Source organism: Burkholderia sp. WAC0059, from assembly GCF_002870125.1.
GTDB lineage: Bacteria > Pseudomonadota > Gammaproteobacteria > Burkholderiales > Burkholderiaceae > Paraburkholderia.
In genome coordinates this window covers 40,314-63,800 of record NZ_PNEO01000001.1, presented here as the reverse complement: position 1 = coordinate 63,800, position 23,487 = coordinate 40,314, and the positions used below count along the sequence as shown (strand labels likewise).

Sequence of the window (23,487 nt, the reverse complement as noted above, 5' to 3'; positions counted from 1 at the left end):
GCTTCGGACGAAACCCGGCGCGATCGCTGGCTGGATCGATGCAGCAGAAGGTACAGAACCCTTTCGGGTAGCGCCATTGAGGAAAATGGGGATGTCCGTCCAGGCGTCCCGGAACGCTCGGGCCGCCGACGGCAGCATAACCAGAGATCGCCGCCGCTGCCCCGGCAGCGTAGGACGACGCGGTGCCGCCTCCATGCCTGCGCACCGCGTATAGGGGAAAACCACGAGTCCGGCGAGAGCGGTGCCGGGTGCCGGGGCCGTCCAGGAGATCGACGATCGAACGGCAGGACTACTGCGAAGCCATAAAAAAACCGGGCGCGCCGTCGAAGCGGCGCACCCGGCCATGAGACAACGCCCTACGTTTTTATTAGAACTTGTGACGGATACCCACGCTGACCAGCGTCTGCGAGCTGGTGCCGTAGTAGCCGTACGAACCGATCGAGGCTTCCGCCGCCACCGGCGTCGCCACGCCGTCGACGTCGCCGATCGTCGTGCCGCTCGCGTGCTGCCAGGCCGCCACGGCGTACAGGTCGGTGCGCTTGGACAGGCTGTAGTCGGCACCGGCTGACACCTGGTTGTAGCTCGCCGACGTATCGCCGCTGGCGTGCGTATAGCTGTAGCCGACGCCCACCAGCAGCGCCGAGTTGGCCTGGAAGTTCACGAAGCCCTGACCCGTGGTGTAGGTTTCGGTACTCGCGAACGCCGACTCCGAGTCAGGCGCGTACTGGGCGTTGCTGTAGCCGAGGCCCAGGGTGAACTTGCTGATCGTGTACTGCACGGCCGCGCGGGCGATCTGCAGCGAGTGAGCCGACGAGTAGCCGATGTTGACCGGACCGTCGAACGGGCCGTCCGACGTGCTCGACCAGTCTTCCACGCCGCGCGTGACCGCGCTTTCGTTGTTCGCCGCGTAGAAATAACCGCCGGCGATGGCGAGCGGGCCGTTGTTGTACGCCACGGCAGCCGAATAGGACTGCTCGGAACCCGTCGAGCCCGCAATGCCGCCGAACGAGTACATCACTTCGGCTTGCAGACCGCTCCAGACCGGCGTCGTGTACTTGACCGCGTTGTTCACGCGGAAGCTGTTGTCGTAGTTGTCGACGTCGCCTGCCGTCGCGAACGACGAGCCGAAGTAGTTGTCTTCGGTGATGCCCTGCACGAGGTCGATCAGCGGGTCGTACTGGCGGCCCAGCGTGACGGAACCGTACTGGTCGCTCGTCAGGCCCACGAACGCCTGACGGCCGAACATGCGGCTGCTCTGATTGAGCTGGCCGTTGTTCGGGCTAAAACCGTTTTCCAACTGGAAAACGGCCTTCAGGCCGCCGCCCAGATCTTCCGCCCCCTTGATGCCCCAACGCGAGCCCGACAAGTCGCCGCCGCTGCTGTTGCCGATCGACCAGACGGTGGCACCCGGGCCTTCGCCGAAGTTGCCGCCGGCATGGTTGAGGTAGGTGATCGACGTGTCGATGGTGCCGTACAGCGTCACGCTCGACTGCGCGTGAGCCGTGCCAGCCACGCCGAGGACGGCGAGCGAAATGGAGGTTAGAGCAAATTTTTTCATCATCGTTGATTCTCCTGGCGCTAAAGAAACTACTACTAACTAACTTCCGCCGGGAGACTAACCTGACCAATCTCCGAAGTAAAAAATTTAAAAAAGGTGTGTCAATTAAGTAACAATGGGTCTTACAGATATTTTTATATTTGACAAATGTAAATTTAAAAAAACGCAATAATAACCATATGGCGACGGAACGAGGCGCCCGTCAAGGCCCAAGGCCAGCGCTTGATTTCCGGCCTTCCCCGCCCTTTTCCGTTGGCCCACCCGAACGTTATTCTTGTCGGAAGAATCAAGAATCGAGGCGATTGTCGATGCCGAATGATCGAACCCCTTTGTTCCACCTGGTCGAACCGGCTTGCACTGCGAATTAGGGTGTGGCTAACGGCTCACGGCCTCTGCGACAGCGTCGGTCCCGGTAGAACCGCGCCGTGTTTCGGCCCGGGAAGCGCACCAGACACGCCTCTTCCGGCACCAGGATCAGGCATTTCCGGGGCGATCGATTGATGCAGCAGGTGCAACAAACGTTTGCCATCGACAACCACCGACATTTACGCGTGTCGACTGCCCGAAGATGGTGCGCGGACTCCCCCGCAAGGTGGTTCCGGCAGCCTTCCGCCATGAGATTCCCGGCCGTCGCTTACGGCGGAGATGCAATATCGGCTTCAAAAAGAAAAACGCCGGCAATATGCCGGCGCTTTTATCTATATAACATCGCGACCCGATATTCGAAGCCGCCCGGGAAAAGAAACCGCCGAAACCGCGTTATGCGCGTCTCTCCCGTATCAGGCAATTGCCGCCAGTTGCTGCTTCACGTCTTCCTCGGTATCGGCCGACGTGCGGATCAGATGCTCGAACGCGCCCAGCGAAGCCTTCGCGCCGTCGCCGACCGCAATCACGATCTGCTTGAACGGCACCGTCGTCACGTCGCCGGCGGCGAACACGCCCGGCACCGACGTCTGGCCCTTCGCGTCCACCTCGATCTCGCCATGCTTCGTCAGCGCAATCGAGCCCTTCAGCCACTCGGTGTTCGGCACGAGACCGATCTGCACGAACACGCCTTCCAGCTCGACGTGACGCTTCTCTCCCGTGTCGCGTTCGAGATAGGTCAGCCCCGTCACCTTCTGGCCGTCGCCGATGATCTCGCTCGTCTGGGCCTGCGTATGCACCGTGACGTTCGGCAGGCTGCGCAGCTTGCGTTGCAGCACTTCGTCCGCGCGCAATTGCGCGCCGAACTCGAGCAACGTCACGTGGTTCACGATGCCCGCGAGGTCGATCGCCGCCTCGACGCCCGAATTGCCGCCGCCGATCACGGCGACGCGCTTGCCCTTGAACAGCGGGCCGTCGCAGTGCGGGCAATAGGCCACGCCCTTGTTGCGATACTCCTGCTCGCCCGGCACGTCGACGTTGCGCCACCGCGCGCCGGTCGCGAGAATCACGCTCTTCGCGCGCAGCGTCGCGCCGCTTTCGGTCTTCACCTCGATGACCTTGCCCGGCACGATCTGCGAGGCGCGCTGCGTGTTCATGATGTCCACGTCGTAGGCACGCACGTGCGCTTCGAGCGCGGCCGCGAACTTCGGCCCCTCGGTTTCCTGCACCGAGACGAAGTTCTCGATAGCCAGCGTGTCGTTCACCTGGCCGCCGAACCGCTCGGCCAGCACGCCCGTGCGGATGCCCTTGCGCGCCGCGTAGATCGCGGCCGCCGCGCCCGCCGGACCGCCGCCGACCACGAGCACGTCGAACGTTTCCTTCGCGTTGAGCTTTTCCGCCACCCGTGCGCTCGCGCCGGTGTCGAGCTTCTGCAGGATTTCCTCGACGCCCATGCGGCCCTGGCCGAACACTTCGCCGTTCAGGTAGACCGTCGGCACCGCCATGATCTTGCGCGCCTCGACTTCATCCTGGAACAGCGCGCCGTCGATCACGACGTGACGGATGCGCGGGTTGACGACCGACATCGCGTTCAGCGCCTGCACGACGTCCGGGCAGTTCTGGCAGGACAGCGACATGTACGTTTCGAAGACCAATTCGCCGGGGAGGCCGCGAATCTGTTCGATCACGTCGGCCTCGATCTTCGCCGGATAGCCGCCGACCTGCAGCAGCGCCAGCACGAGCGACGTGAACTCATGACCCATCGGAATGCCCGCGAAGGTCACTTCGACGTCGCTGTTCACGCGGCGCAGCTTGAACGACGGCACCCGCGCATCGCCCGCTTCGTCGCCGCGGCTTTCCACATAAGAAATCTTCTCCGAAGATTCCTCGATATCCTTGAGCAGCCCGTGCAGTTCCTGCGACTTTTCGCCGTCATCCAGGAACGCAACGATCTCGATCGGCTGCGTGACCCGTTCCATGTAGCTTTTCAGTTGCGTCTTGAGATTGGCGTCGAGCATGATTTTTTCCGGCTTGTGGGTAACAGGGAGAGACGATAATTGCTAAATACTGCTAACCAACTTCGGGATACGGGATATCCGTCTCCCTGATTCGGGCCGCTCCGGCTGGAGCAGCCCGTCTACTGCATGGATGGGGGCAGGCACACGCATATCAAGAGCATGCGCCCGGCACCGCTTCCTTAGATCTTGCCGACGAGGTCGAGCGACGGCTTGAGCGTTTCGGCGCCTTCCTTCCACTTGGCCGGGCACACTTCACCCGGGTGCGAAGCGACGTATTGCGCTGCCTTGACCTTGCGCAGCAGTTCCGACGCGTCGCGGCCGATGCCGTTGTCGTGGATTTCGTAGAGCTTGATCTGGCCTTCCGGGTTGATCAGGAACGTGCCGCGCAGCGCGAGGCCTTCTTCCTCGATCAGCACCTCGAAGTTGCGGGCCAGCGTGGCGGTCGGGTCGCCGATCAGCGCGTACTTCACCTTGCCGATCGCATCCGACGTGTCGTGCCATGCCTTGTGGGCGAAGTGCGTGTCGGTCGACACGCCGTACACTTCGACGCCCAGCTTCTGGAACTCGGCGTAGTTGTCCGCCAGGTCTTCCAGCTCGGTCGGGCACACGAACGTGAAATCGGCCGGATAGAACACCACCACCGACCACTTGCCCTTCAGCGTGGCGTCCGACACGTCGACGAACTTGCCGTCCTTGAATGCCGTTGCCTTGAAGGGCTTGATTTGCGTGTTGATGAGAGACATGCGTTGTTTCCTTACGCTGGGTTGGGAAGAGGTATGGACGAAGATTAAGGGAATCTCGCCGGTTTGAAAAATTGGTTGCTTGTATCGCGGATATTGCCTGTCCCTATCGGGCTTTTCGGGCCCGTGCAGGCGCGCTCTACAGCCCGCACCGCGGGGCATTGAGCATACAACGAACGGCCCGATTCCGCCTGGCTTGAGCCCGACAGGCAATCGACAGGTTGCCCCTCGGGCGCGCCGGCGGCGCAGCGGACGTCAGCGCGCCGCGCCGCGCTCGCCGTACGGCTTGTCCGGCCCGCTCGGCGCCAGCCGCGTGCGCAGAAACTGCGTGAAGGCGCGGATCGTGACCGCACCTTCACGATGCTGCGGATAGACGGCGTGCAGCGCGGTCGGCGGCGGCAGATGGTCGGCCAGCACTTCGACCAACTGGCCCGCGGCCAGCGCGGGCCCGACGATGAAATCGGGCAGGAGCGCGATGCCGAGACCGGCGACGGCCGCATCGCGAATCACCTCGCCGTTGTTCGCGCGCAGCGGGCCGTGCACGTCGAACGGCACGTGCGCGCCGTCCACGATGAACTCCCAGTTCGCCCGCCCCTCCTGCCCGTAGACGAGGCAGGCGTGCTGCGCCAGCTCGGCGGGTACGGCGGGCGCGCGGCGCCGACGCCGGTAACCGGGGCTGCAGCACGCCACCATCCGCACGTCGGCCAGCTTGTGGGCGATCAGCGTCGAGTCGGCGAGCCGTCCGATGCGCAACGCCATGTCGAAGCCTTCGCCGACCAGGTCGACGATGTGGTCGGAAAGCACCATGTCGAAACGCACGTCCGGATGCGCGCCGAGGAATTCGGCCACGAGCGGCGACAGATGCTCCACGCCGAACGACATCGGCGCGCTCACCTTCAGCAGCCCGCGCGGTTCGGAACGGCGCGCCGACATGGCCTGCTCGGCATCGGCCACCTCGGCGAGGATGCGCTTCGCCCGTTCCCGGAAAGCATGACCGAGTTCCGTGACAGCCAGTTTGCGCGTATTGCGCACGAGCAGCCGCACGCCGAGGCTCGCCTCGAGCGCCGCCACCCGGCGACTGACGAACTGCTTCGATAACCGCAGACGGTTCGCGGCCGCCGTGAAATTGCCGGCCTCGACCACGGCCACGAAAATTCGCATGTCGTCGAGCTGCATAGAATTTGTCCACCCAAATGAGACAGTGATTCACATTTTACCGTCATTGAACTCATCCGGATTGACCTAAACTTTCGATCATTCAACCAGATCGACGGAGGTCGAAATGATCGAAATCAGACAGGCGGCGCAACGCGGCCGCGGCGAACACGGCTGGCTCAGCTCCCGCCACACCTTTTCGTTTGCGAACTACCACGACCCGAAGCAGATGGGCTTCTCCGACCTGCTCGTCATCAACGACGACCGGGTCGCGCCGGGCCGCGGCTTCGGCACGCATCCGCATCGCGACATGGAGATCTTCTCCTACGTGCTGGAAGGCGCGCTCGAGCACAAGGATTCGATGGGCACGGGCTCGGCGATCCTGCCCGGCGACGTGCAACTCATGAGCGCCGGCACCGGCGTCACCCATAGCGAGTTCAACCATTCGGCGCGCGAGCTCGTGCACTTTCTGCAGATCTGGATCGTGCCGTCGCAAAAGGGCGCCCAGCCGCGCTACCAGCAACGCCACGTCACGGACGCGGAAAAGCGCGGCCGGCTGCAGCTCGTGCTGTCCCCCGACGGCGCGGAGGAATCGCTGCAAATCCGCCAGGATGCCCGCGTGTACGCAGGCTGCTTCGACGGCGACGAGCGCGCGCATTTCGCGCTCGGGCCGGACCGCTATGCCTATCTGCACGTGGCGCGCGGCAGCGTGACGCTCAACGGCGTCGTGCTGAACGAAGGCGACGGCGCGCGCATCCGCGCCGAGCAGGCGCTGGATTTCACGGACGGCCGGAACGCGGAAGTCCTGTTGTTCGACCTGCGCAACAACGAAATGTCGGACTTCTGGTCCTGACGCATCATTAACCGCCGCATGCAGGGAGGACAGCCGCCGGAAGCGGCGATCCTCCGGCCGCGGCGGTCCGAACCCCGATAGAACCACCCCAATAATTCGTTATCCGGAGAATCAACATGAGATACAACCTGTTCGGCCAGCGCAACGACGGCGTCCTGCTCGTCGCGCGCGTCCTCCTCGTCGTCCTGTTCATCCTGTTCGGCTGGCAGAAGCTCACGGGCTTCCATGCCACCGTGGGCTACATGACGTCGGTCGGCGCGCCGGCGCCGGCCCTGTCGGCAGTCGTCGCGGTCGTGATGGAGCTCTTCGTCGGCATCCTGATCGCCGTCGGGTTCTATACCCGTCCGCTGGCCCTGCTGCTTGGGTTGTACGCCATCGGGACCGCCGTCATCGGCCATCATTTCTGGAACGAGACCGGCATGGCGCAGTACGGCGACATGATCAATTTCTACAAGAACATCAGCATCCTGGGCGGACTGCTGGCGCTCGCCGTCACCGGACCGGGGCGGTTCTCGATCGACCGGCAGTAATCGTCGCGACCGGACCGGCTCGCGCAGGCATGGTGCGTCCACCCAATCCGGGCGGGCGCACCATGCGGCATTCCCGCGTATCCCGAACCAGCTAACGGCGCATTCCTCGACCGAACCGGTATAGGGACGGTAAATAGCAGAGGAAGTTGTCGGATAGCGGATATTTTCGTCGAGGACAGACTCACGCGCTCGGCATCCCCATACTCCGAAATAGGCTAATTCATGCCTTAAAAAGCTAAAAATAGCCTATCGAGTTGGCTTCTTCGGCGAAACCGGATTGCACAATCTGGCCCATGCCGACCGCCGATGAAAAAGCTGCTTTTGCCGAGCGACTGAGATTCGCCATGAAGCGCGCACCGGAGCGGCTGCGCGGCGGCACCGATCTTGCGCTGCACTTCAACCTGCGCCATCGCGGCGCCCATCCGGTTTCCGCCCAGACCGCCCACAAGTGGCTCAGCGGCCGCACCGTTCCCACCGACGACAAACTGCGCACGCTCGCCGACTGGTTCAAGGTGGACCTGCACTGGCTGCACTACGGCCCGCCGCCGGCGGGCATGCCGCCGGGGCCGCCGAAACCGGTGCCGCGCGATGCAAAGTACCCGCCCTCGACCGAGACGCTGGAGCTGGCCTCGAAGATCGAGGCGCTCACGCCGCATCACCGCTACCTCGTGCAGGAGCTCATCGAGCAGTTCTACGGCGACGCGGACAAGGGCTGAAACGGCGCGGCCGTTTTCCACTCCCCAAAACAGGCGGGCATGAACGACTCTCCGGACAACCTCCTAGCCCATCTGACTACACTCCAGCAGTCGGTGTTCAACGTATTCAAGCGCCTGCCGCTCAAGAGCCGCGCGCTCCAGGGGCTGCTGATGGCGCTGCGAGCCGTCTGTGCCGCGAGCCTCGCCTACGGCCTCGGCGAACTGCTCCACACCGGGCAGGCCTTCTGGGCCGCGATCACGGCCATCGCCGTCACCCAGCACAACTACGCGGATACGCTGAACCTGTCGCGCGACCAGTTCATCGGCGCGCTGGCGGGCGGCGTCTGCGGCTTTGCCGGCGCGGTGCTGGGCGGGGGTTACTACGAGGCCTACGTGGCGACGATCGCCATCGTCATCACGGGCTGCTGGTGCCTGAATGTCGGCAGCGCTGCGCGGCTCGGCGCGATCACCGCGACGATCGTCCTGCTCGTGCCCGCCGCCGGTCCCGCCTGGAGCGTCGCGCTGGTGCGTTTCGCCGAAGTGACGATCGGCATGGTCTGCGCGCTGCCGGTGAGCTGGCTGTTTTCGTATGCGGAGCGGCGCTGGCTGCACAACTGAAGGCCGGCGAACGGCGCCGCCCCGGCTTCGATAACCACGAAGAAATAGTCCATCTCCCGGCGAGCGCTAATCGCGGCGTTTGGAGCGGCGATAATCGTGGCCCAGCCGATATCAGCATTGACTTACATCAATACCTCCGCAAGCCGGTTGGGTGAAATCGTGCGAAACTCGTCGCCCGCGCCGTGTCCGGCGCGCCGCACGCCATCCCGACCCGCAGGAAAATCCGATGACCCGCTCAAACCCGACTCCCGCTGCCCCGTCCTCCCCGTCGCGCAAATCGTTGACGCTGCTCCAGATCCTCTCGCTGCTCGGCCTCAGCGGAATCGCCGCGTCGGCGCTGTTCCGCCTGCTCGCCTGATTTCCGCGTCATGTACAAGAAGGGCGTGGCCGTCGAAATCCAGTTCTCTCCCGAGCGCCTCAACGACGCGGCGGGCGACCCGTACTGGATCGACCTGAGCGCGGCCGAAGCGACCGCGCTCCTGCGCGCGCTGCAGACGCAGCTCGGCGAGCACGAAGCCGGCACGGCCTCCCCGCTCGTCATCACGCTCGACGCCGCGGCCACAGGCGCGGGAAATGCCGCTGCGCCGACGCCGACGTCGGCGCCATCCACGCCGACCGCCGCCCCCGAAGCAGCAGACTCGAACGAATTCAAACAGTGGGTTTGCCTGATCTGCGGCTGGATATACGACGAAGCGGCCGGCGCCCCCGACGAGGGGCTCGCGCCCGGCACGCGCTGGGCCGACGTCCCCGACGACTGGCGCTGTCCGTTGTGCGACGTGGGCAAGGAAGACTTCGCGCTCGTCGAGTTCTAGGTTCTAACCCCGCCCACTCCATCCGCGCATCGGCAAATCAGTGATTGTGGCGCGACTCGCCGCGCGTCTCCACGATGTTCAGATAAAGCGTCGCCGGTTCGAGGCATGCGCCGCTGCCCTGCTGCCCGACCATGCTGCGGTAAATCTCCTCCCACGGCGTCTTGTTCCGCAGGACCGGCGGCTGCCACGCGCTACGCCGTTCGGCCATTTCCGCATCGGGAATCAGCACGTCGACGCGACGCGCGGCAAGATCGATGCGAATGCGGTCGCCGGTGCGCAAAAGCGCGAGGTTGCCGCCCACGGCCGCTTCCGGCGACACGTTCAGGATCGACGGGCTCGCCGACGTGCCGCTCTGGCGGCCGTCGCCGATCGTCGGCAGCGTGTCGACGCCGTCCCGGAGCAGCGCGGCGGGCGGCTGCATGTTGACCACCTCGGCCCCGCCCGGATAGCCGACCGGCCCGCAGTTGCGGATCACGAGCACCGTACGCGCGTCCACGCCGAGCGCCGGGTCCTCGATGCGCGCGTGGTAATCCTCGGGCCCCTCGAACACCACGGCCCGGCATTCGAATACGTCGGGATGCTCAGGATCAGAAAGGAAGCGCCGCCGGAACGCCGGGTCGATCACGCTGATCTTCATCACCGCGCTTTCGAACAGATTGCCCGACATCACGACGTAACCGGCCGCCTGCCTGAGCGGCGCGTCGTAGCGGCGGATCACCTCGCGATCGGGCTCCCGCACCTGCGCGAGATTCTCCGCGAGCGCGCGGCCCGTGACGGTCAGCGCGCGGCCGTCGATCTTTCCGGCCGCGAGTAGCTCGCGCATCACGGCCGGCACGCCGCCCGCGCGGTGAAACGCCTCGCCGAGAAAGCGGCCCGCCGGCTGGCAATCGACGAGGAGCGGCACGTCGGGGCCGAGCCGCTGCCAGTCGTCGAGCGTATGATCGACGCCCATGTGGCGAGCGATCGCGATCATGTGGATCGGGCAGTTCGACGACGCGCCGAGCGCCGCGGCGGCAACCACGGCGTTCTCGAACGCGGTTTTCGTCATGATGTCCGACGGGCGCAGGTTCTCGGCCACCATCGCGACGATGCGCCGGCCCGTTTCGTAAGCCATCCAGCCGCGCTCGCGATGCGGCGCGGGAATCGCCGCGCAGCCGGGCAGCGACATGCCGAGCGCCTCGGCAAGCGCGTTCATCGAGAGCGCCGTGCCCATCGTGTTGCAGTGCCCGGCCGAGGGCGCGGAGGCGCTGACCATCTCCATGAAGCTCTCGTAGTCGATCTCGCCGGCCGCGAGCTGCTTGCGCGCATGCCAGATCACCGTGCCGGAGCCCGCCAGCTTGCCCTGCCACCAGCCATCGAGCATCGGGCCGCCCGAGAGCACGATGGCGGGCAGGTTGACGGTCGCCGCGGCCATCAGGCACGCGGGCGTGGTCTTGTCGCAGCCCGTCGTCAGCACCACGCCGTCGATCGGATAGCCGTGCAGCACCTCGACGAGGCCCAGATACGCGAGATTGCGGTCGAGCGCGGCGGTCGGGCGCTTGCCGGTTTCCTGGATCGGATGCACGGGAAATTCGAGCGGAATGCCGCCCGCGTCGCGAATGCCGTCGCGCACGCGCTGCGCGAGCTGCAGGTGATGGCGGTTGCAGGGCGCGAGATCGGAGCCGGTCTGTGCGATGCCGATGATCGGCTTGCCCGACTGCAACTCCTCGCGCGTGATGCCGTAGTTCATGTAGCGCTCGAGATAGAGCGCGGTCATGCCGGGGTCGCCCGGATCGTCGAACCAGCGGCGGCTGCGCAGACGGCGCGGCGCATTGCCCTGCGGGGCAGACGAAGCATCGGGAATGCCGGTATCAGCGGGTTTCGACATGGTGTCTCCTCTCATGTCCGACGGCGGAAGAAGCCTGGGGAAAGGCGTCGGGCTTGCCGGGCGCGCGCCTTGCGCGGACGGCCGTGCCCTCGCCAGCGGCCCGTCGCTGCGGGCTCGCGTCCAGAATAAACGCAAATGGCGCCCGGGATCCTCCGATCGGGCAGCGTCCGGCGGCGCGACCTCCGGAGATTTGGCCCCCCGCGATTACCCGCGGGCCGCCGGCCGATTTGGTAGGCGGGAAGGGAACCGCACTACAATGCATCCCGTCCGACGTACAGGTTGCTGGTCCGTTCTGAAAATGTCCCTGTTTCCGAGAGTTGCCCCGTTCCTGCTGGTTCCGCTGCTCGCCGTCCTCGGCGCGTGCGCGTCGCCGCAACCGAAATTCCGCGACGATCAACTGCTCAACAGCAGCGCGAGCCCGTATGCGCGCAATTTCAGCTTCTCCAACGCCGACGCCTGCGATGCGGCCCGGCGCGCCCTGCTGAGCCAGGGCTACATGAGCACGATGCCGCATGACGACACCGTGGACGCGACCAAGAACTTTCAGCCGACGAACGACACGCACTACGTGGTCGAGGTGCACGTCGTCTGCACGCCCGGCGATGCGGGCAACACGAGCGTCGTCTACGTGAACGCGATACAGGACGGCTATGCGCTGAAGAAGAGCGACACGTCGGCCAGCGTGGGGCTCTCGATATTCGGCTCGCTGTCGCTGCCGATCCGCTCGAACAACGACGCCATGGTCAAGATTTCGAGCGAGACGATCCAGTCGGACGCGTTCTACACGCGGTTCTTCGAACTCGTCGGCCAGTACCTGAACACGGTCGCGCATCCCGAGGCCGTGCCGGGCGGATCGATCGACATCACGCCGCTGCCGCCCGTGGCGCATGAAACGCCGCCGGTTGCCGCGACCGCGGCCGCCGTCCCGCAAACGGCCTCCACGACCACGGCGATCCCGCCCTCGCCGGCGACGGTTTCCGCCACGCCCGAACCGACGACTGCCGCCGCGAACGCCGGCACGGCCGGCGCGCAACCCACGGCGACAACGGTTCCCGCGGCCGTACAAACACAACCGGCCGAAACGACGGGCGCGAGCGACCACGCGACGACGACAGCGACCAGCCCCGCGGACCCGGAACTGCGAGCGACGATGCCGCAAGCCATGATGCCGGCCAGCCCGGCACCCTTGCCGGCGCCTTTACTGGCCCCTTCGCCGACCGTCGTGCTGACCGGTCCGACGGCGGTGCCGGCCGGCATCGGCCAGCCGCCGATCCTGCCCGTCTCCGCGACCGTCGGCTTACCAGCGGCGCCCATTGTCGCGCCGGCAGCGCCCACCGTCACGGCGCCATCGGCAGCAGCCGGCGCGGCGACGGGCACCCGCAGTGCGGCTGCCGCGCCCACGTCGTCCACGCCGGCGGCAAATCCGCCGTCCGGCCCGGCACCCTGAACCTCGCGCGGCGCCCCGCTACTTGCCCAATTCGTGACCGATTACGCCGCCGGCCACGGCGCCGCCCACCGTGCCGACCGCGCTGCCGTTCGTCGCCCGATTGCCGACGTAGCCGCCCGCCGCCGCGCCGCCGAGCGTGCAGGCCCCGGTGCCGGACACCGTTCCTGCGGCGAGGAGGGCCAGCACGAGCCCGGTGGCGCACTGCCGGAATTTGTTCATCTTCATGTCTCCCTGATCGTTCGTTACGGACAGGAAGCAACGCGCAAACGGCATACCGACCTATTCCCGGCAAGCGGCGCTTGCCGCCCCGCCCCAGGTCCGACGAAACCCAGGTCCGGCAAAAGAATGAAGAATGTGCTGCCCGGGTAACGGGCCCGGTCAATGCAGGGTCGAATACGCGTGCGCCGTCACGCACGAGCCGACCCACTGGGCCAGATCGGGCAGATAGACGGCCCAGTGTCCCACCAGCGAATGGCCGTGATCGTCATGGGTCAGTGCGACGTCGGCCAGCGCGGCCCGCACGAGACGCCCGAGCGCCACGCCTTCCATCGAATCGACGCAATCGAGCGTGGACTCGAAACCGGCCGCGCCGATGTCGGCCCACTGGAGGCGCATGAAGTCGAATACGCGCTGATTGAAATTGAACTTCGCGCGCTCGACGTCGTTCGCCACCTCGAACGGCAGTTCGACGTACCGCAGCAGCGGCGCGCCGTTCGCGACGATCAGGGCGCCGGCGACGTCCATGCAGAAGCCGAACACCATCTGGCAGTTGAGCCTGCCGTCCATCTCGCGCACGTGCTCGCGCAAATCGAACGCCTGCAACGGCGTGCAGTGCCAGTTGTTCGTGTCGCCGCGCGCATGGTGCTCGTTGCGCAGCGTCGCGTACACCTCGGCATGGATGCGCGAGACGAAGATGGCCGGCCCGAGATGCATGCCGCCGCCGACCCACGCCGGCTCCACGAACAGCGTGCCGTCCCGGCAGTAATGGCGGCGTACCACGAGCCAGAGGGCAAAAGGCGCAATGTAGTCGGTGGCGTCGTCGGTCATGGCAGGACGGGCGGAAAGTGCGGAAGCCTATTTGTCAGCCCCTGTGTTAGCCCCTTCGTCGGGCTAAAATCAGGCTAAATTTAACCAGATCGAACACTAGCACAGGTCCGGGCGCCGCAGACCTCTCAAAAACGGAGAGGATTTGCCGCACCCGGTCGGTGCGAGGCTCCGTGCCGTCTGCAAACGGGCCGGCACGCCGACGGCCGCTGCGATACCCTTTACGAAGCCTGGGCGGCAGCGGCCCGGCAGCCCGCCTGCGACTGGCCCGCTCCCGCGCGCTTTGCAGGCAGCGCCCGCCCTTCCTGCCCCGTCACCGCGCGCAAGGCGCACCGGCCGCCGGCCCCGCGTTCGCGCGTCCCTTCATTCATCACAGGAGCAACAGCAATGGACTACGTCAGGCTCGGCTCGACGGGACTCGAGGTATCGCGTTTGTGCATCGGCTGCATGACTTACGGCGTGCCCGAGCGCGGTACCCATCCCTGGACGCTCGGCGAAGACGCCAGCCGCCCGTTGATCCGCCAGGCGCTCGACGCCGGCATCAACTTCTTCGACACGGCGAACGTCTATTCGGACGGCACCTCGGAGGAAATCGTCGGTCGCGCGCTGCGCGACTTCACGCGGCGCGAGGACGTCGTGATCGCGACCAAGGTGTTCAACAGGATGCGTCCCGGCCCGAACGGCGCGGGCCTCTCGCGCAAGGCGATCTTCACCGAGATCGACCACAGCCTGCGCCGCCTCGGCACCGATTACGTCGATCTCTACCAGATTCACCGCTGGGACTATCACACGCCGATCGAGGAAACGCTCGAAGCGCTGCACGATCTCGTGAAGACCGGCAAGGTCCGCTACATCGGCGCGTCGTCGATGTACGCGTGGCAATTCAGCAAGGCGCTCTACACGTCGCGCCTGAACGGCTGGACGCCGTTCGTCAGCATGCAGAACCACCTGAATCTGCTCTATCGCGAAGAAGAGCGCGAAATGCTGCCGCTCTGCAAGGACCAGGGCATCGCGGTGCTGCCGTGGAGCCCGCTCGCGCGCGGCCGCCTCACGCGCGAATGGAACGCGGCGAGCGAACGCCAGCAGACCGACACCTACGGACAGACGCTCTACGAAACCACCGCCGACGCGGACAGCGCCGTGGTCGAAGCCGTGGCGACCATCGCGCGTTCGCGCGGCGTGTCGCGCGCGCAGGTCGCGCTCGCCTGGATACTGCAAAAGCAGCCGGTGACGGCGCCGATCGTCGGCGCCTCGAAGCCGCAGCATCTCGAGGACGCCGTGGCCGCGTTGTCGCTCGCACTGACCGACGACGAAATCGCCGCGCTCGAGACGCCGTATATTCCGCACACGGTGGCCGGGCACGCGTAACGGGCACATTGCGGCGGCGAGCACACGAACCGGCAATATGTGTGCACCGCTGCAACTTCGCCCTGTCGGGTAGACGCGCCTTGAACCCGTCGGCAGGCGTCCTAGACTGTTTACCCAGTCTCTTTTTTTCAGTGCCGACCATCATGCGACTCACGATTCTGGTCAACGGCCCCGACCAGGCCGCCCATCACGATTACGCCGTCCTCTGGCTCGATACCGAGCAGCAGCGCTGGTCACGCGAATCGCACGAGGGCATCGACCTGCCCGAGTGGGGCGAGCTGCACGATACGGGCAGTCTCACCACCCTGTGCGCGCCGGGCGAAGACGAGCCGCTCTGCACGCTGCGCGGGCTGCACGTGGACCCGGACCCGAAGCGGCAGTTCCGCTCGACCGCCGGCGACGCGACCTGGTCGTGCACGCCCTCGCACACGCTGGCGAGCGGATTCTGGAAACTCCAGGCCGTGGACCGCATGCCGGTTCACGCGGAAAGCGCGCTCTTCAGCAAGCACTGATCCGCCCGCCGGTGAACACGGTTAGCGCGCAAGCCTCACGAGCCGCGCGCCGTGCCATGCGGTCAACGCGACGGCGAACCAGATCGGCACGTAGGTGGCCAGTTGCGATGCGCTCAGGCGCTCGCCGAGCAGCGTGACCGAGACGAGCACGAGCAGCACCGGCTCGACATAGCCGAGGATGCCGAACAGCGCCATCGGCAGCAGCCGGCTTGCCTTCAGATAGGCGGCCAGCGCGAGCGTGCTCAGCACGCCGAGCCCCGGCAGCAGCACGAACGCGAGCAGCGCGCGACCTTCGAGCACCGGGAACGAATGGCCCGCCACTGCCTCGACGAGGGCGACCGGCAACAGCAGCACCATCTCGACGGCGAAAATCGTCAGCGAATCGAGCCGGATTCTGCGGCGCAGCACGAAATACGGCGGATAACCGGACACGACGAGCACGGTCGGCCATGCGAACGCGTGGGTCGTCCAGAGTTCGTGCGCCACTCCCACCGACGCACAGGCCACCGCAAGCCATTGCAGCCCGTCGATGCGCTCGCGATAGTAGAAGCGCCCCACCAGCACCATGGCGAGCGGCAACAGAAAGTAGCCGAGCGACACTTCGAGCATCCGGCCGTGCAACGGCGCCCACAGGAACACCCAAAGCTGGGCGCCGAGCAGCGTCGCGCTGGCCGCGAGCGCAAGCGCAATGCGCGGCTGCGTCGTCACCCGGGCCGCGAGCGCGCGCAACTCCGGCCAGCGGCCGCGCAAGCCGAGCAGCAATAGCGCGCCCGGCGTCGTCCAGATCACGCGCCACGCGAAAATGTCGAGGCCGCCGAGCGGCGCGAGCAGCAGCGTATAGGCCGACATGAGCGCGAACAACGCCGACGCGCTCGCGGAAAGGGCAAGGCCGCGCCGCAGTTCAGGCGGATTCATCGACACGGGCGCGACAGCGGGAAAGTGCCATGGCGTGCGGAAAAATAAATGCACGCGGGAAGGATCGTTCTCATCGAATCAATTGGGCGTATGGCCTTGCGGACGGCAAGGCAGCCGGCATTCTAGACGCCCCGGGGAGGTGCGGACAGCGATGGGCGCATTCGCGGCGAATGCCCGGGCACGCCGCATGCTGCCAGGCCAGGGCAGCGGCGGGGGTCGTCGTTATCAGGTCGATTCCTCCGTTATGACAATTACGGCATGTACCATAACGTAGATGCGGGCGTGACAGCGAACGCCACTCTCCCGCGGCTGCGTCTCGCGCATACCGCCGGTGTCTGCCGGATCGTCGAACGTGGCCGCGAGAACTCGTCCCATCCGACCCACCTGGAGCCCCGCATGCCTCTGCCCGCGCCCCTGCCCAACGCCGTTTCCCCCGACTTCGCCGCCGACGTCCGCGCCGGCCTCGCCCATGCGCCGCAAAAGGAACTGCCGTCGCGATACCTGTACGACGAAGTCGGCTCGGCGCTGTTCGAAGTCATCACCGTGCTGCCCGAATACGGCGTCACGCGCGCCGAGGAGCGCCTGCTCGCCGCGCATGCGGCCGACATCGTCGCCGACCTGCCGGACAACGTCAGCGTCGCCGAACTCGGCAGCGGCAGCGGCCGCAAGACCCGGCGCATCCTGGAGGCGCTCTGCCGCCGCCATCCCACGGCCTACAGTCCGATCGAGATTTCGCGCACCGCGTTGCAGCTTTGCCGGCGCGAACTCGCCGACCTCGAACGCATCTCGATCGTCGGCTACGAGCGCGACTATCTGGCCGGTCTCGCCGAAGTGAGCCGGCACCGCGCGCCGGGCGAGCAGTTGCTCGTGCTGTTTCTCGGCAGCACGATCGGCAATTTCGCGTATCTGGCCGCCACGCACTTCCTGCACGACATCCGCGCGATGCTGCGCGCGGGCGACATGCTCCTGCTCGGCACCGACCTCATGAAGCCCGTCGCGACGCTGCTCGCGGCCTACGACGATGCCGTCGGCGTCACCGCCGCGTTCAACCGCAACCTGCTCGCGCGCATCAACCGCGAACTCGGCGGCGACTTTCCGCTCGAGGCGTTCGAGCACGTCGCGCGCTTCAACGCCGAGGCGCGCAGCGTCGAGATGCATCTGCGCGCCAGGCGGCGCGTCGACGTGCGCGTGCGGGCGGCGGAGCTTGCCGTGACGTTCGAGGCGGGAGAAACGATCTGGACCGAGAGCAGCCACAAGTACGAGGCCGCCGAAATTCCCGCGATCGCGGCCGATGCGGGCTTCGAATGCCGCCGGCAATGGTTCGAGACGGATTGGGGGTTCGCCGAGAGCCTGCTCGCGGCCGCGTGACCGGAGGACGGACGCGGATGGACCGCGCCGCGCGCGGCGCGGTCAGTGCTGCTCGAAGCGTTCGTAGCGCTTCTCGGTGAAACGTTCTTCGCTCACCACGTCCGTCACGCGCGCGGACGGCGGACCGTGACGCAGCCACGACAGCATCCGGTCCACCTGGTTGGCCGAGCCCTGCACGAGCGCCTCCACGGAGCCGTCCTCGAGGTTGGCCACCCAGCCTCGAATGCCGAGCGCATGCGCCTGGCGCACGGTCGCATGACGAAAGCCCACGCCCTGCACGATGCCCCGCACGCGCACGTAATACGTTTCGACGCGCGAATCCAGATCCGTCATCGTTCGATCTCCCGGTACGTTTTACGCCGGCATTGTAGCCGTCCCCGCGCGCGCCTGCCGGCGCGACATCCGCCCGCCCCACGCGGCGCGCGCGCCACGTACAATCCGTGCCACGCCGCCTTCGGCGCCTCGCGCCCCTCATCACCATGGAACCGAACCCCGCATGACCGATCCGAACCGCGACCTCGTGCTGATCACCGGCGCCTCCGGCTTCGTCGGCTCGGCCGTTGCCCGCATTGCGCAGCAAAAAGGCTTTGCCGTGCGCGTGCTGGTACGCGCGACGAGCCCGCGCACCAATCTCGACGCGCTCGACGCAGAAGTCGCCGTAGGCGACATGCGCGACGTCGCGTCGATGCGCGCCGCCCTGCGCGGCGTGCGCTATCTCTTTCACGTCGCCGCCGACTACCGGCTCTGGGCGCCCGATCCGGCCGAGATCGAGCGCGCGAATCTCGAAGGCGCGCAGGCCACGATGCGCGCCGCGCTCGACGAGGGCGTCGAGCGCATCGTCTACACGAGCAGCGTCGCCACGCTGAAGGTCACGAGTTCCGGCCGGAGCACCGACGAAACCTCGCCGCTCGCGGCCGCCCAGGCCATCGGCGTCTACAAGCGCAGCAAGGTGCTGGCCGAGCGCGCGGTGGAGCAGATGATCGAGCGCGACGGGCTGCCCGCCGTGATCGTCAATCCCTCGACGCCGATCGGGCCGCGCGACGTGAAGCCCACGCCGACGGGCCGCATCATCGTCCAGGCGGCGCTCGGCAAGATGCCGGCGTTCGTCGACACGGGGCTGAATCTCGTGCACGTCGACGACGTGGCCGCCGGCCACTTCCTCGCGCTCGAACGCGGCAGAATCGGCGAGCGCTACATTCTCGGCGGCGAAAACCTGCCGCTGCAGCAGATGCTGGCCGACATCGCGAACCTGACCGGCCGCAAGCCGCCGACGATCAGCCTGCCGCGCTGGCCGCTCTACCCGCTCGCGCTCGGCGCGGAGGCACTCGCGCAGTTCACGAAGCGCGAGCCGTTCGTGACCGTCGACGGGCTGAAGATGTCGCGCAACAAGATGTACTTCACGTCGGAGAAGGCGGAACGCGAGCTGGGCTATCGCGCGCGGCCCTATCGCGAGGGGCTGCGCGACGCGCTCGACTGGTTTCGCGAGGCGGGCTATCTGCGCGCTTCGTGAGCGAAGCCGGCAAATTTGTTACAACTTTCGCGGTAAGGGCGCGCCTTGCCGGACGGTCGCGATGCGGGCTGCGGGTAAAATCGCGGGTCCTACCCGAGAAGCCTCGCATGAACCTTCAAGAACAGATCGGCGCGCTGGAAACCCGCGTCGATCAGCTCATCCGGACCGCCGCCGCGCCCGCCTCGGGCGCGACCACCGCCACGCCCGACACCGAGCGGGAAACGCAGAAAGAAAAGGCCCCCGCCGCGCCGCCGGCCGGCCACACCGACGAAGTGCCGGTCCTGCAGATCGGCCGGCCCTCGCAGAACGAAATCACGATGACGATCGGCGGCCAGAGCGTCTCGCTCCAGCCGCAGCAAATCAGTCAGTTGATCGAAGAACTGTCGAACGCGCGCGCCTCGATGACGCCCGAGCCGCCCGCCAGCCTTCCGGCGGGCTGGCGGTTCGCGTCGACGAGGAATCCGGTGATGGCCGTGCAGAAACAGTCGAACGGCGACCGGCTGCTGGTGATGCGGCACACGGGCCACGGCTGGGTGCCGTTCGTGCTCTCGCCGGACATGGTCGCCCAGCTATACATGATGCTCACGCAGCGCTAGGGTCGGTCACGCCAATCCTTGCGGGGCCGACTACCCGGGAGAACGGGAGAACGGCCGATCGCCACGTCAGGCTCCTCGCGGCCCGGGCCCTTCGGGCGGTCAGCGCAAGCCTGTCATTAACGCGAACTGCGGTGAACCGCGCCCCCTACGAGACCCGGCGAAATCCCGGGCCGCGCAGCCCCGTGCCAACGCTCAGCGCTCCTGCACCGGCGCCTGCACGCGCGCCTTCCACTGTCCGCCCTTGCCGCGCCAATACCGCCAGGCGGACGCGAACGTGGCCCCCACGTAGAACAGCGCAACGAGCGGCAACACCGGCGCCCACAGCGGCGAGCGGCGGTAATAGCGCAGCATCGGCAGGTAGGCGCAGCACATCGCAGCCCAGGCGAGCCACGCGGGCCAGCCGGTCGGCCCGAGGACGAGCGCCGCCACGGGCGGCACCAGATAGATGATCGCCATGCCCGCCAGCGTCCCGGCGAGCAGCCACGCGGAATAGTGGAGCTGCGTGAACGCCGTGCGCGCGATCATGTTCCAGATGTCCTGCCAGCTATCGTAGGGGCGCAGCGAGACGCTGTGCGCCGCCACGTCGAGCCGGATCGGATGATGGCCTTCGCCGCGATGCTTGATGCGCGCGGCGAGGCTGCAGTCGTCGATCAACTCGGCGCGGATCGACTCGATGCCGCCCGCCTCCTCGAGCGCCGCGCGGCGCACCAGCATGCAGCCGCCCGCGGCGGCGGCCGTGCGGTTGCGCGGATTGTTGACCCACGCGAACGGATAGAGCTTCGCGAAGAAGAACACGAACGCCGGGATGAGCGCCTTTTCCCAGAACGAATCGCAACGCAGCCGCACCATCAGCGACACCAGATCGCGGCCCTCGGCCCGCGCGCGCACGACGAGCTGGGCGAGCGCGTCGGCGGGATGGCCGATGTCGGCGTCGGTGAGAAGCAGATAGTCGGCGGGCAGGCCGAGCGTGCCCACGGCCTCGATGCCCTGCGACTGGGCCCAGACCTTGCCCGACCAGCCGGCCGGCAGCGGCTTCGCCGCGATCACCGTCAGCCGCTCCGGGCACCGAAGCGCCAGCGCGGCGGCACGTGCGGCCTCGGCGGTGCCGTCGGTGCTGTGGTCGTCGACGACGACCACGTGGAACGCGCCCGCGTAGTCCTGTTGCAGCAACGAGCCGACCGCCTCGCCGATCGCGTCGGCCTCGTTGCGCGCCGGCACCACGGCGACGACGGCCGGCCAGCCGCCCCCGTCGGGCTCGGTCACGGCAAGCGGCGCGGCCGGCCGGGCACGCCAGAAGCCGCCGCGCGCGAACAGCAGGACGACCCAGATCAGCAGCGAAAGACAGGCAAGACCAAAGAGAACGGTCGTCATGCCCGGCCCTCGATCGACGCGACGCGCACGCTGACGCGGCGCGAGAGCCACATGCCCGCCGTGCGCAGCGCGACGACGATCCAGTCGCGCGCCTTGAACGTCGGCCGGTGCCGGAACACGTCGTAGCCGGCGCGTTCGATGCGTTCGAGCACGCGCAGCCCGCCGTGCACGACGCTGCAGAGTTCGAGCCCGAAGCGGCCCGGAATGCGCAGCGCGAGCGGCGCGCCGCTCACCATCATCGCGCGCGCCTGGGCCACCTCGTGCCGCATCAGCGCGCGCCACGAATCGTCCACGACGCCGGCCGCGATCTGGACCTCGGTCACGTTGAAACGCTCGCGATCGGCATGCGGCAGATAAATGCGGCCCTTTTCCCAGTCGGCCTCGACGTCCTGCCAGAAGCTGATGAGCTGCAATGCGGTGCAGATCGCATCGGAATCGGCGCAGTTCTCGGGCGTTGCGGCATCGATCAGATGCAGCATGAGCCGCCCGACCGGATTGGCCGAGCGGCGGCAATAGTCGAGCAGCGCGGGCCAGTCGGCGTAGCGCAGCGTGTCGATGTCCTGGTCGAATGCCTCGACGAGATCGTGAAACAGTTCGAGCGGCAGCCGGTGGACCGCCGCCACGTCCGCCAGCTTCGCGAACAGCATCGGGTGCACGGGCGCGGGCCGTCCCGCGGCGACCGCCTCGAGGCCGGCGCGCAGGTCGGCGAGCCGCGCGTGGCGCTCGGCGGGGCTCCAGTCGCCCTCGTCCGCGACGTCGTCGGCCGTGCGCGCGAATTGGTAGATCGCGCTCACCGCCGCGCGCAGGGCCTTGGGCATCAACACGCGCGCGACCGGGAAATTTTCGTAGTGGTCGACTTCCATCGGGATATCCGCAATCGGTTTCTTTCGGATTTCTTTCGTCCGGCCGGCCCGTGAGCCGCACAACGCGCTGTCCGGGCAGGACCGAACAGTTTAAGGGTTCCCGAATCGCGCTGCACGGCAACATAGGGGAAACACTGGCAAGAAATGCCGCCGCGGTGCAAACGCCGCAGCGCGAGAAGTGCGCAGCAAACTGCCCGTAATCGCGTTAAAATGCGCGTTTGGTCTTGGTGCGCCGGTTTGAAATCGGGTTCGGTGCGCCCATTAATTATGATGGTCGCGGCGATAGAGTCTTTTTTACCGACTTCTTCGAAACCCGCGTCAGTCGGAGTTCGCCACCCTATGCGAGTCATCCTTGCCCAGCCCCGCGGCTTTTGTGCGGGCGTGGTTCGCGCGATCGAGATCGTCGATCGCGCATTGCAGAAGCACGGCGCGCCGATCTACGTGCGCCATGAAATTGTCCACAATCGGCATGTGGTCGAAAACCTGCGCAATAAAGGTGCCCGCTTCGTGGAAGAGCTCGACGAGGTGCCGGAAGGCGCCGTCGCGATCTTCAGCGCGCACGGCGTGGCCAAGAGCGTCGAGCGCGCCGCGAACGAGCGCAGCCTCGACGTGCTGGACGCCACCTGTCCGCTCGTCACGAAAGTGCACGTGCAGGGCCGCCAGTACGTCTCGGCCGGCCGCACGCTGATCCTGATCGGCCACGCCGGCCACCCGGAGGTGGAGGGCACGATCGGCCAGATCCCGGGCAGAGTGCTGCTCGTGCAGAGCGAAGCCGAGGTGGCGACGCTCGACCTGCCGCTCGACGCGCCGCTCGCCTACGTGACGCAGACCACGCTGTCGGTCGACGATACGCGTGGCATCATCGACGCGCTGCTCGCGCGGTTCACCGACATCGTCGGCCCGGACACGCGCGACATCTGCTATGCGACGCAGAACCGTCAGGCGGCCGTGCGCGAGCTCTCGACCCAGGTCGACGTGCTGCTCGTGGTCGGCGCGACGAACAGTTCGAACTCGAACCGGCTGCGTGAAATCGGCAGCGAAACGGGCGTGCCGAGCTACCTCGTCGCCGACGGCTCCGAAGTGAAGGCGGAGTGGTTCGCGAACGTGCAGGCGGTCGGCATCACGGCCGGCGCGTCGGCACCCGAGGAAATGGTGGAGAACGTCATCGATGCGCTGCGCGCATTGGGCCCCGTCGAGGTTTCGACCATGGCGGGCCGTGAAGAAAAAGTCGAATTCAAGCTGCCATCGAAACTGATGGAGCCGCTTGTTGCACGTGAAGTCTAA

General features: G+C 66.7%; 24 protein-coding genes. 13 read left to right on the top strand and 11 right to left on the bottom strand.

The features are described from left to right. Positions 1-367: 367 nt before the first annotated feature. The 4 genes from CY652_RS00295 to CY652_RS00280 form a co-directional block, all read right to left on the bottom strand. Positions 368-1,558 (bottom strand): porin, encoded by a 1,191-nt coding sequence (locus CY652_RS00295; protein ID WP_102128990.1) that lies wholly within the window; start codon positions 1,556-1,558, stop codon positions 368-370. Positions 1,559-2,337: 779 nt separating this feature from the next. Further along, the gene (ahpF, locus tag CY652_RS00290; protein WP_102128688.1) at positions 2,338-3,939 is read right to left on the bottom strand and encodes an alkyl hydroperoxide reductase subunit F; all 1,602 of its coding nucleotides are present in this window, start codon (positions 3,937-3,939) and stop codon (positions 2,338-2,340) included. Between the two features lie 179 nt (positions 3,940-4,118). Continuing rightward, positions 4,119-4,682, bottom strand: a complete 564-nt coding sequence (gene ahpC / locus CY652_RS00285; protein WP_102128687.1) for an alkyl hydroperoxide reductase subunit C — start codon at positions 4,680-4,682, stop codon at positions 4,119-4,121. Positions 4,683-4,934: 252 nt separating this feature from the next. Next, positions 4,935-5,855, bottom strand: coding sequence for a LysR family transcriptional regulator (locus CY652_RS00280; RefSeq protein ID WP_102128686.1), 921 nt, complete (start codon positions 5,853-5,855; stop codon positions 4,935-4,937). A 106-nt stretch (positions 5,856-5,961) separates the two neighbouring features. Between CY652_RS00280 and CY652_RS00275 the strand changes: the two genes are divergently transcribed. The 6 genes from CY652_RS00275 to CY652_RS25015 all read left to right on the top strand — a co-directional run bounded on the left by CY652_RS00275 (position 5,962) and on the right by CY652_RS25015 (position 9,342). Then, a complete protein-coding gene (locus CY652_RS00275; protein WP_102128685.1) occupies positions 5,962-6,687 on the top strand; it encodes a pirin family protein in 726 nt (241 codons plus the stop codon). A gap of 116 nt (positions 6,688-6,803) precedes the next feature. Next, on the top strand, positions 6,804-7,217 hold the full coding sequence (locus CY652_RS00270) for a DoxX family protein (RefSeq protein ID WP_102128684.1): 414 nt from the start codon (positions 6,804-6,806) through the stop codon (positions 7,215-7,217). A gap of 293 nt (positions 7,218-7,510) precedes the next feature. After that, the gene (locus tag CY652_RS00265) at positions 7,511-7,933 is read left to right on the top strand and encodes a transcriptional regulator (RefSeq protein ID WP_102128683.1); all 423 of its coding nucleotides are present in this window, start codon (positions 7,511-7,513) and stop codon (positions 7,931-7,933) included. 39 nt (positions 7,934-7,972) lie between these two features. Further along, complete coding sequence (locus tag CY652_RS00260; protein WP_102128682.1) at positions 7,973-8,530, top strand: FUSC family protein; 558 nt, start codon at positions 7,973-7,975, stop codon at positions 8,528-8,530. A gap of 226 nt (positions 8,531-8,756) precedes the next feature. Then, entirely contained in the window at positions 8,757-8,888 is a 132-nt protein-coding gene (locus CY652_RS24695; protein ID WP_258002124.1) for a hypothetical protein, read from the top strand. A gap of 10 nt (positions 8,889-8,898) precedes the next feature. After that, positions 8,899-9,342 carry a rubredoxin gene (locus CY652_RS25015; protein WP_102128681.1) on the top strand — a complete coding sequence of 148 codons (444 nt, stop codon included), beginning with the start codon at positions 8,899-8,901 and terminating at the stop codon, positions 9,340-9,342. 37 nt (positions 9,343-9,379) lie between these two features. On the opposite strand, the gene CY652_RS00250 is transcribed toward CY652_RS25015, so the two are convergent. Then, the gene (locus tag CY652_RS00250; RefSeq protein WP_180970348.1) at positions 9,380-11,209 is read right to left on the bottom strand and encodes an IlvD/Edd family dehydratase; all 1,830 of its coding nucleotides are present in this window, start codon (positions 11,207-11,209) and stop codon (positions 9,380-9,382) included. Positions 11,210-11,507: 298 nt separating this feature from the next. Here CY652_RS00250 and CY652_RS00245 point away from each other — a divergent pair, with 298 nt between their 5' ends. Then, positions 11,508-12,656: a DUF2242 domain-containing protein gene (locus tag CY652_RS00245; protein WP_102128680.1), complete on the top strand. Its 1,149-nt coding sequence runs from the start codon at positions 11,508-11,510 to the stop codon at positions 12,654-12,656. Between the two features lie 18 nt (positions 12,657-12,674). Here the strand turns inward: CY652_RS00245 and CY652_RS00240 are convergent, their stop codons facing one another. Together CY652_RS00240 and CY652_RS00235 are read right to left on the bottom strand one after the other, a co-directional pair. Then, positions 12,675-12,881, bottom strand: a complete 207-nt coding sequence (locus CY652_RS00240) for a glycine zipper 2TM domain-containing protein (protein WP_258002123.1) — start codon at positions 12,879-12,881, stop codon at positions 12,675-12,677. A gap of 153 nt (positions 12,882-13,034) precedes the next feature. Next, entirely contained in the window at positions 13,035-13,703 is a 669-nt protein-coding gene (locus CY652_RS00235) for a hypothetical protein (protein ID WP_102128679.1), read from the bottom strand. Between the two features lie 384 nt (positions 13,704-14,087). Between CY652_RS00235 and CY652_RS00230 the strand changes: the two genes are divergently transcribed. Further along, complete coding sequence (locus CY652_RS00230) at positions 14,088-15,068, top strand: aldo/keto reductase (protein ID WP_102128678.1); 981 nt, start codon at positions 14,088-14,090, stop codon at positions 15,066-15,068. A 143-nt stretch (positions 15,069-15,211) separates the two neighbouring features. Beyond that, complete coding sequence (locus CY652_RS00225; protein WP_102128677.1) at positions 15,212-15,580, top strand: DUF3564 family protein; 369 nt, start codon at positions 15,212-15,214, stop codon at positions 15,578-15,580. 21 nt (positions 15,581-15,601) lie between these two features. On the opposite strand, the gene rarD is transcribed toward CY652_RS00225, so the two are convergent. Continuing rightward, the gene (gene rarD / locus CY652_RS00220) at positions 15,602-16,495 is read right to left on the bottom strand and encodes an EamA family transporter RarD (RefSeq protein ID WP_102128676.1); all 894 of its coding nucleotides are present in this window, start codon (positions 16,493-16,495) and stop codon (positions 15,602-15,604) included. Between the two features lie 396 nt (positions 16,496-16,891). Between rarD and egtD the strand changes: the two genes are divergently transcribed. Next, complete coding sequence (gene egtD / locus CY652_RS00215) at positions 16,892-17,863, top strand: L-histidine N(alpha)-methyltransferase (RefSeq protein ID WP_102128675.1); 972 nt, start codon at positions 16,892-16,894, stop codon at positions 17,861-17,863. Positions 17,864-17,905: 42 nt separating this feature from the next. Here egtD and CY652_RS00210 read toward each other — a convergent pair whose 3' ends face one another. Then, positions 17,906-18,196 carry an acylphosphatase gene (locus CY652_RS00210; RefSeq protein ID WP_102128674.1) on the bottom strand — a complete coding sequence of 97 codons (291 nt, stop codon included), beginning with the start codon at positions 18,194-18,196 and terminating at the stop codon, positions 17,906-17,908. Positions 18,197-18,359: 163 nt separating this feature from the next. Here CY652_RS00210 and hpnA point away from each other — a divergent pair, with 163 nt between their 5' ends. Both hpnA and CY652_RS00200 read left to right on the top strand, forming a co-directional pair. Beyond that, a complete protein-coding gene (gene hpnA, locus CY652_RS00205; protein ID WP_102128673.1) occupies positions 18,360-19,373 on the top strand; it encodes a hopanoid-associated sugar epimerase in 1,014 nt (337 codons plus the stop codon). A 107-nt stretch (positions 19,374-19,480) separates the two neighbouring features. Beyond that, positions 19,481-19,969, top strand: coding sequence for a hypothetical protein (locus CY652_RS00200; RefSeq protein ID WP_102128672.1), 489 nt, complete (start codon positions 19,481-19,483; stop codon positions 19,967-19,969). Between the two features lie 192 nt (positions 19,970-20,161). On the opposite strand, the gene CY652_RS00195 is transcribed toward CY652_RS00200, so the two are convergent. Further along, positions 20,162-21,340 (bottom strand): glycosyltransferase, encoded by a 1,179-nt coding sequence (locus tag CY652_RS00195; protein WP_102128671.1) that lies wholly within the window; start codon positions 21,338-21,340, stop codon positions 20,162-20,164. Next, positions 21,337-22,203 carry a squalene synthase HpnC gene (gene hpnC / locus CY652_RS00190; RefSeq protein WP_102128670.1) on the bottom strand — a complete coding sequence of 289 codons (867 nt, stop codon included), beginning with the start codon at positions 22,201-22,203 and terminating at the stop codon, positions 21,337-21,339. Before hpnC ends, CY652_RS00195 begins: the two co-directional genes overlap by 4 nt. Positions 22,204-22,542: 339 nt before the next feature. Between hpnC and ispH the strand changes: the two genes are divergently transcribed. Further along, positions 22,543-23,487, top strand: a complete 945-nt coding sequence (ispH, locus tag CY652_RS00185) for a 4-hydroxy-3-methylbut-2-enyl diphosphate reductase (protein ID WP_102128669.1) — start codon at positions 22,543-22,545, stop codon at positions 23,485-23,487.

Excerpts from the sequence above, each read along its gene's own strand:
- CY652_RS00260 (WP_102128682.1), top strand. The coding sequence starts at position 7,973 with ATGAACGACTCTCCGGACAACCTCCTAGCCCATCTGACTACACTCCAG.
- CY652_RS00280 (WP_102128686.1), bottom strand. The coding sequence starts at position 5,855 with ATGCAGCTCGACGACATGCGAATTTTCGTGGCCGTGGTCGAGGCCGGC.
- CY652_RS00200 (WP_102128672.1), top strand. The coding sequence starts at position 19,481 with ATGAACCTTCAAGAACAGATCGGCGCGCTGGAAACCCGCGTCGATCAG.
- ispH (WP_102128669.1), top strand. The coding sequence starts at position 22,543 with ATGCGAGTCATCCTTGCCCAGCCCCGCGGCTTTTGTGCGGGCGTGGTT.
- CY652_RS00225 (WP_102128677.1), top strand. The coding sequence starts at position 15,212 with ATGCGACTCACGATTCTGGTCAACGGCCCCGACCAGGCCGCCCATCAC.
- ahpC (WP_102128687.1), bottom strand. The coding sequence starts at position 4,682 with ATGTCTCTCATCAACACGCAAATCAAGCCCTTCAAGGCAACGGCATTC.
- CY652_RS00245 (WP_102128680.1), top strand. The coding sequence starts at position 11,508 with ATGTCCCTGTTTCCGAGAGTTGCCCCGTTCCTGCTGGTTCCGCTGCTC.
- CY652_RS00210 (WP_102128674.1), bottom strand. The coding sequence starts at position 18,196 with ATGACGGATCTGGATTCGCGCGTCGAAACGTATTACGTGCGCGTGCGG.
- CY652_RS00240 (WP_258002123.1), bottom strand. The coding sequence starts at position 12,881 with ATGAAGATGAACAAATTCCGGCAGTGCGCCACCGGGCTCGTGCTGGCC.
- ahpF (WP_102128688.1), bottom strand. The coding sequence starts at position 3,939 with ATGCTCGACGCCAATCTCAAGACGCAACTGAAAAGCTACATGGAACGG.
- CY652_RS00250 (WP_180970348.1), bottom strand. The coding sequence starts at position 11,209 with ATGTCGAAACCCGCTGATACCGGCATTCCCGATGCTTCGTCTGCCCCG.
- CY652_RS00230 (WP_102128678.1), top strand. The coding sequence starts at position 14,088 with ATGGACTACGTCAGGCTCGGCTCGACGGGACTCGAGGTATCGCGTTTG.
- CY652_RS00270 (WP_102128684.1), top strand. The coding sequence starts at position 6,804 with ATGAGATACAACCTGTTCGGCCAGCGCAACGACGGCGTCCTGCTCGTC.
- CY652_RS00275 (WP_102128685.1), top strand. The coding sequence starts at position 5,962 with ATGATCGAAATCAGACAGGCGGCGCAACGCGGCCGCGGCGAACACGGC.
- egtD (WP_102128675.1), top strand. The coding sequence starts at position 16,892 with ATGCCTCTGCCCGCGCCCCTGCCCAACGCCGTTTCCCCCGACTTCGCC.
- hpnA (WP_102128673.1), top strand. The coding sequence starts at position 18,360 with ATGACCGATCCGAACCGCGACCTCGTGCTGATCACCGGCGCCTCCGGC.
- CY652_RS00235 (WP_102128679.1), bottom strand. The coding sequence starts at position 13,703 with ATGACCGACGACGCCACCGACTACATTGCGCCTTTTGCCCTCTGGCTC.
- CY652_RS24695 (WP_258002124.1), top strand. The coding sequence starts at position 8,757 with ATGACCCGCTCAAACCCGACTCCCGCTGCCCCGTCCTCCCCGTCGCGC.
- rarD (WP_102128676.1), bottom strand. The coding sequence starts at position 16,495 with ATGAATCCGCCTGAACTGCGGCGCGGCCTTGCCCTTTCCGCGAGCGCG.
- CY652_RS00195 (WP_102128671.1), bottom strand. The coding sequence starts at position 21,340 with ATGACGACCGTTCTCTTTGGTCTTGCCTGTCTTTCGCTGCTGATCTGG.
- hpnC (WP_102128670.1), bottom strand. The coding sequence starts at position 22,203 with ATGGAAGTCGACCACTACGAAAATTTCCCGGTCGCGCGCGTGTTGATG.
- CY652_RS25015 (WP_102128681.1), top strand. The coding sequence starts at position 8,899 with ATGTACAAGAAGGGCGTGGCCGTCGAAATCCAGTTCTCTCCCGAGCGC.
- CY652_RS00295 (WP_102128990.1), bottom strand. The coding sequence starts at position 1,558 with ATGAAAAAATTTGCTCTAACCTCCATTTCGCTCGCCGTCCTCGGCGTG.
- CY652_RS00265 (WP_102128683.1), top strand. The coding sequence starts at position 7,511 with ATGCCGACCGCCGATGAAAAAGCTGCTTTTGCCGAGCGACTGAGATTC.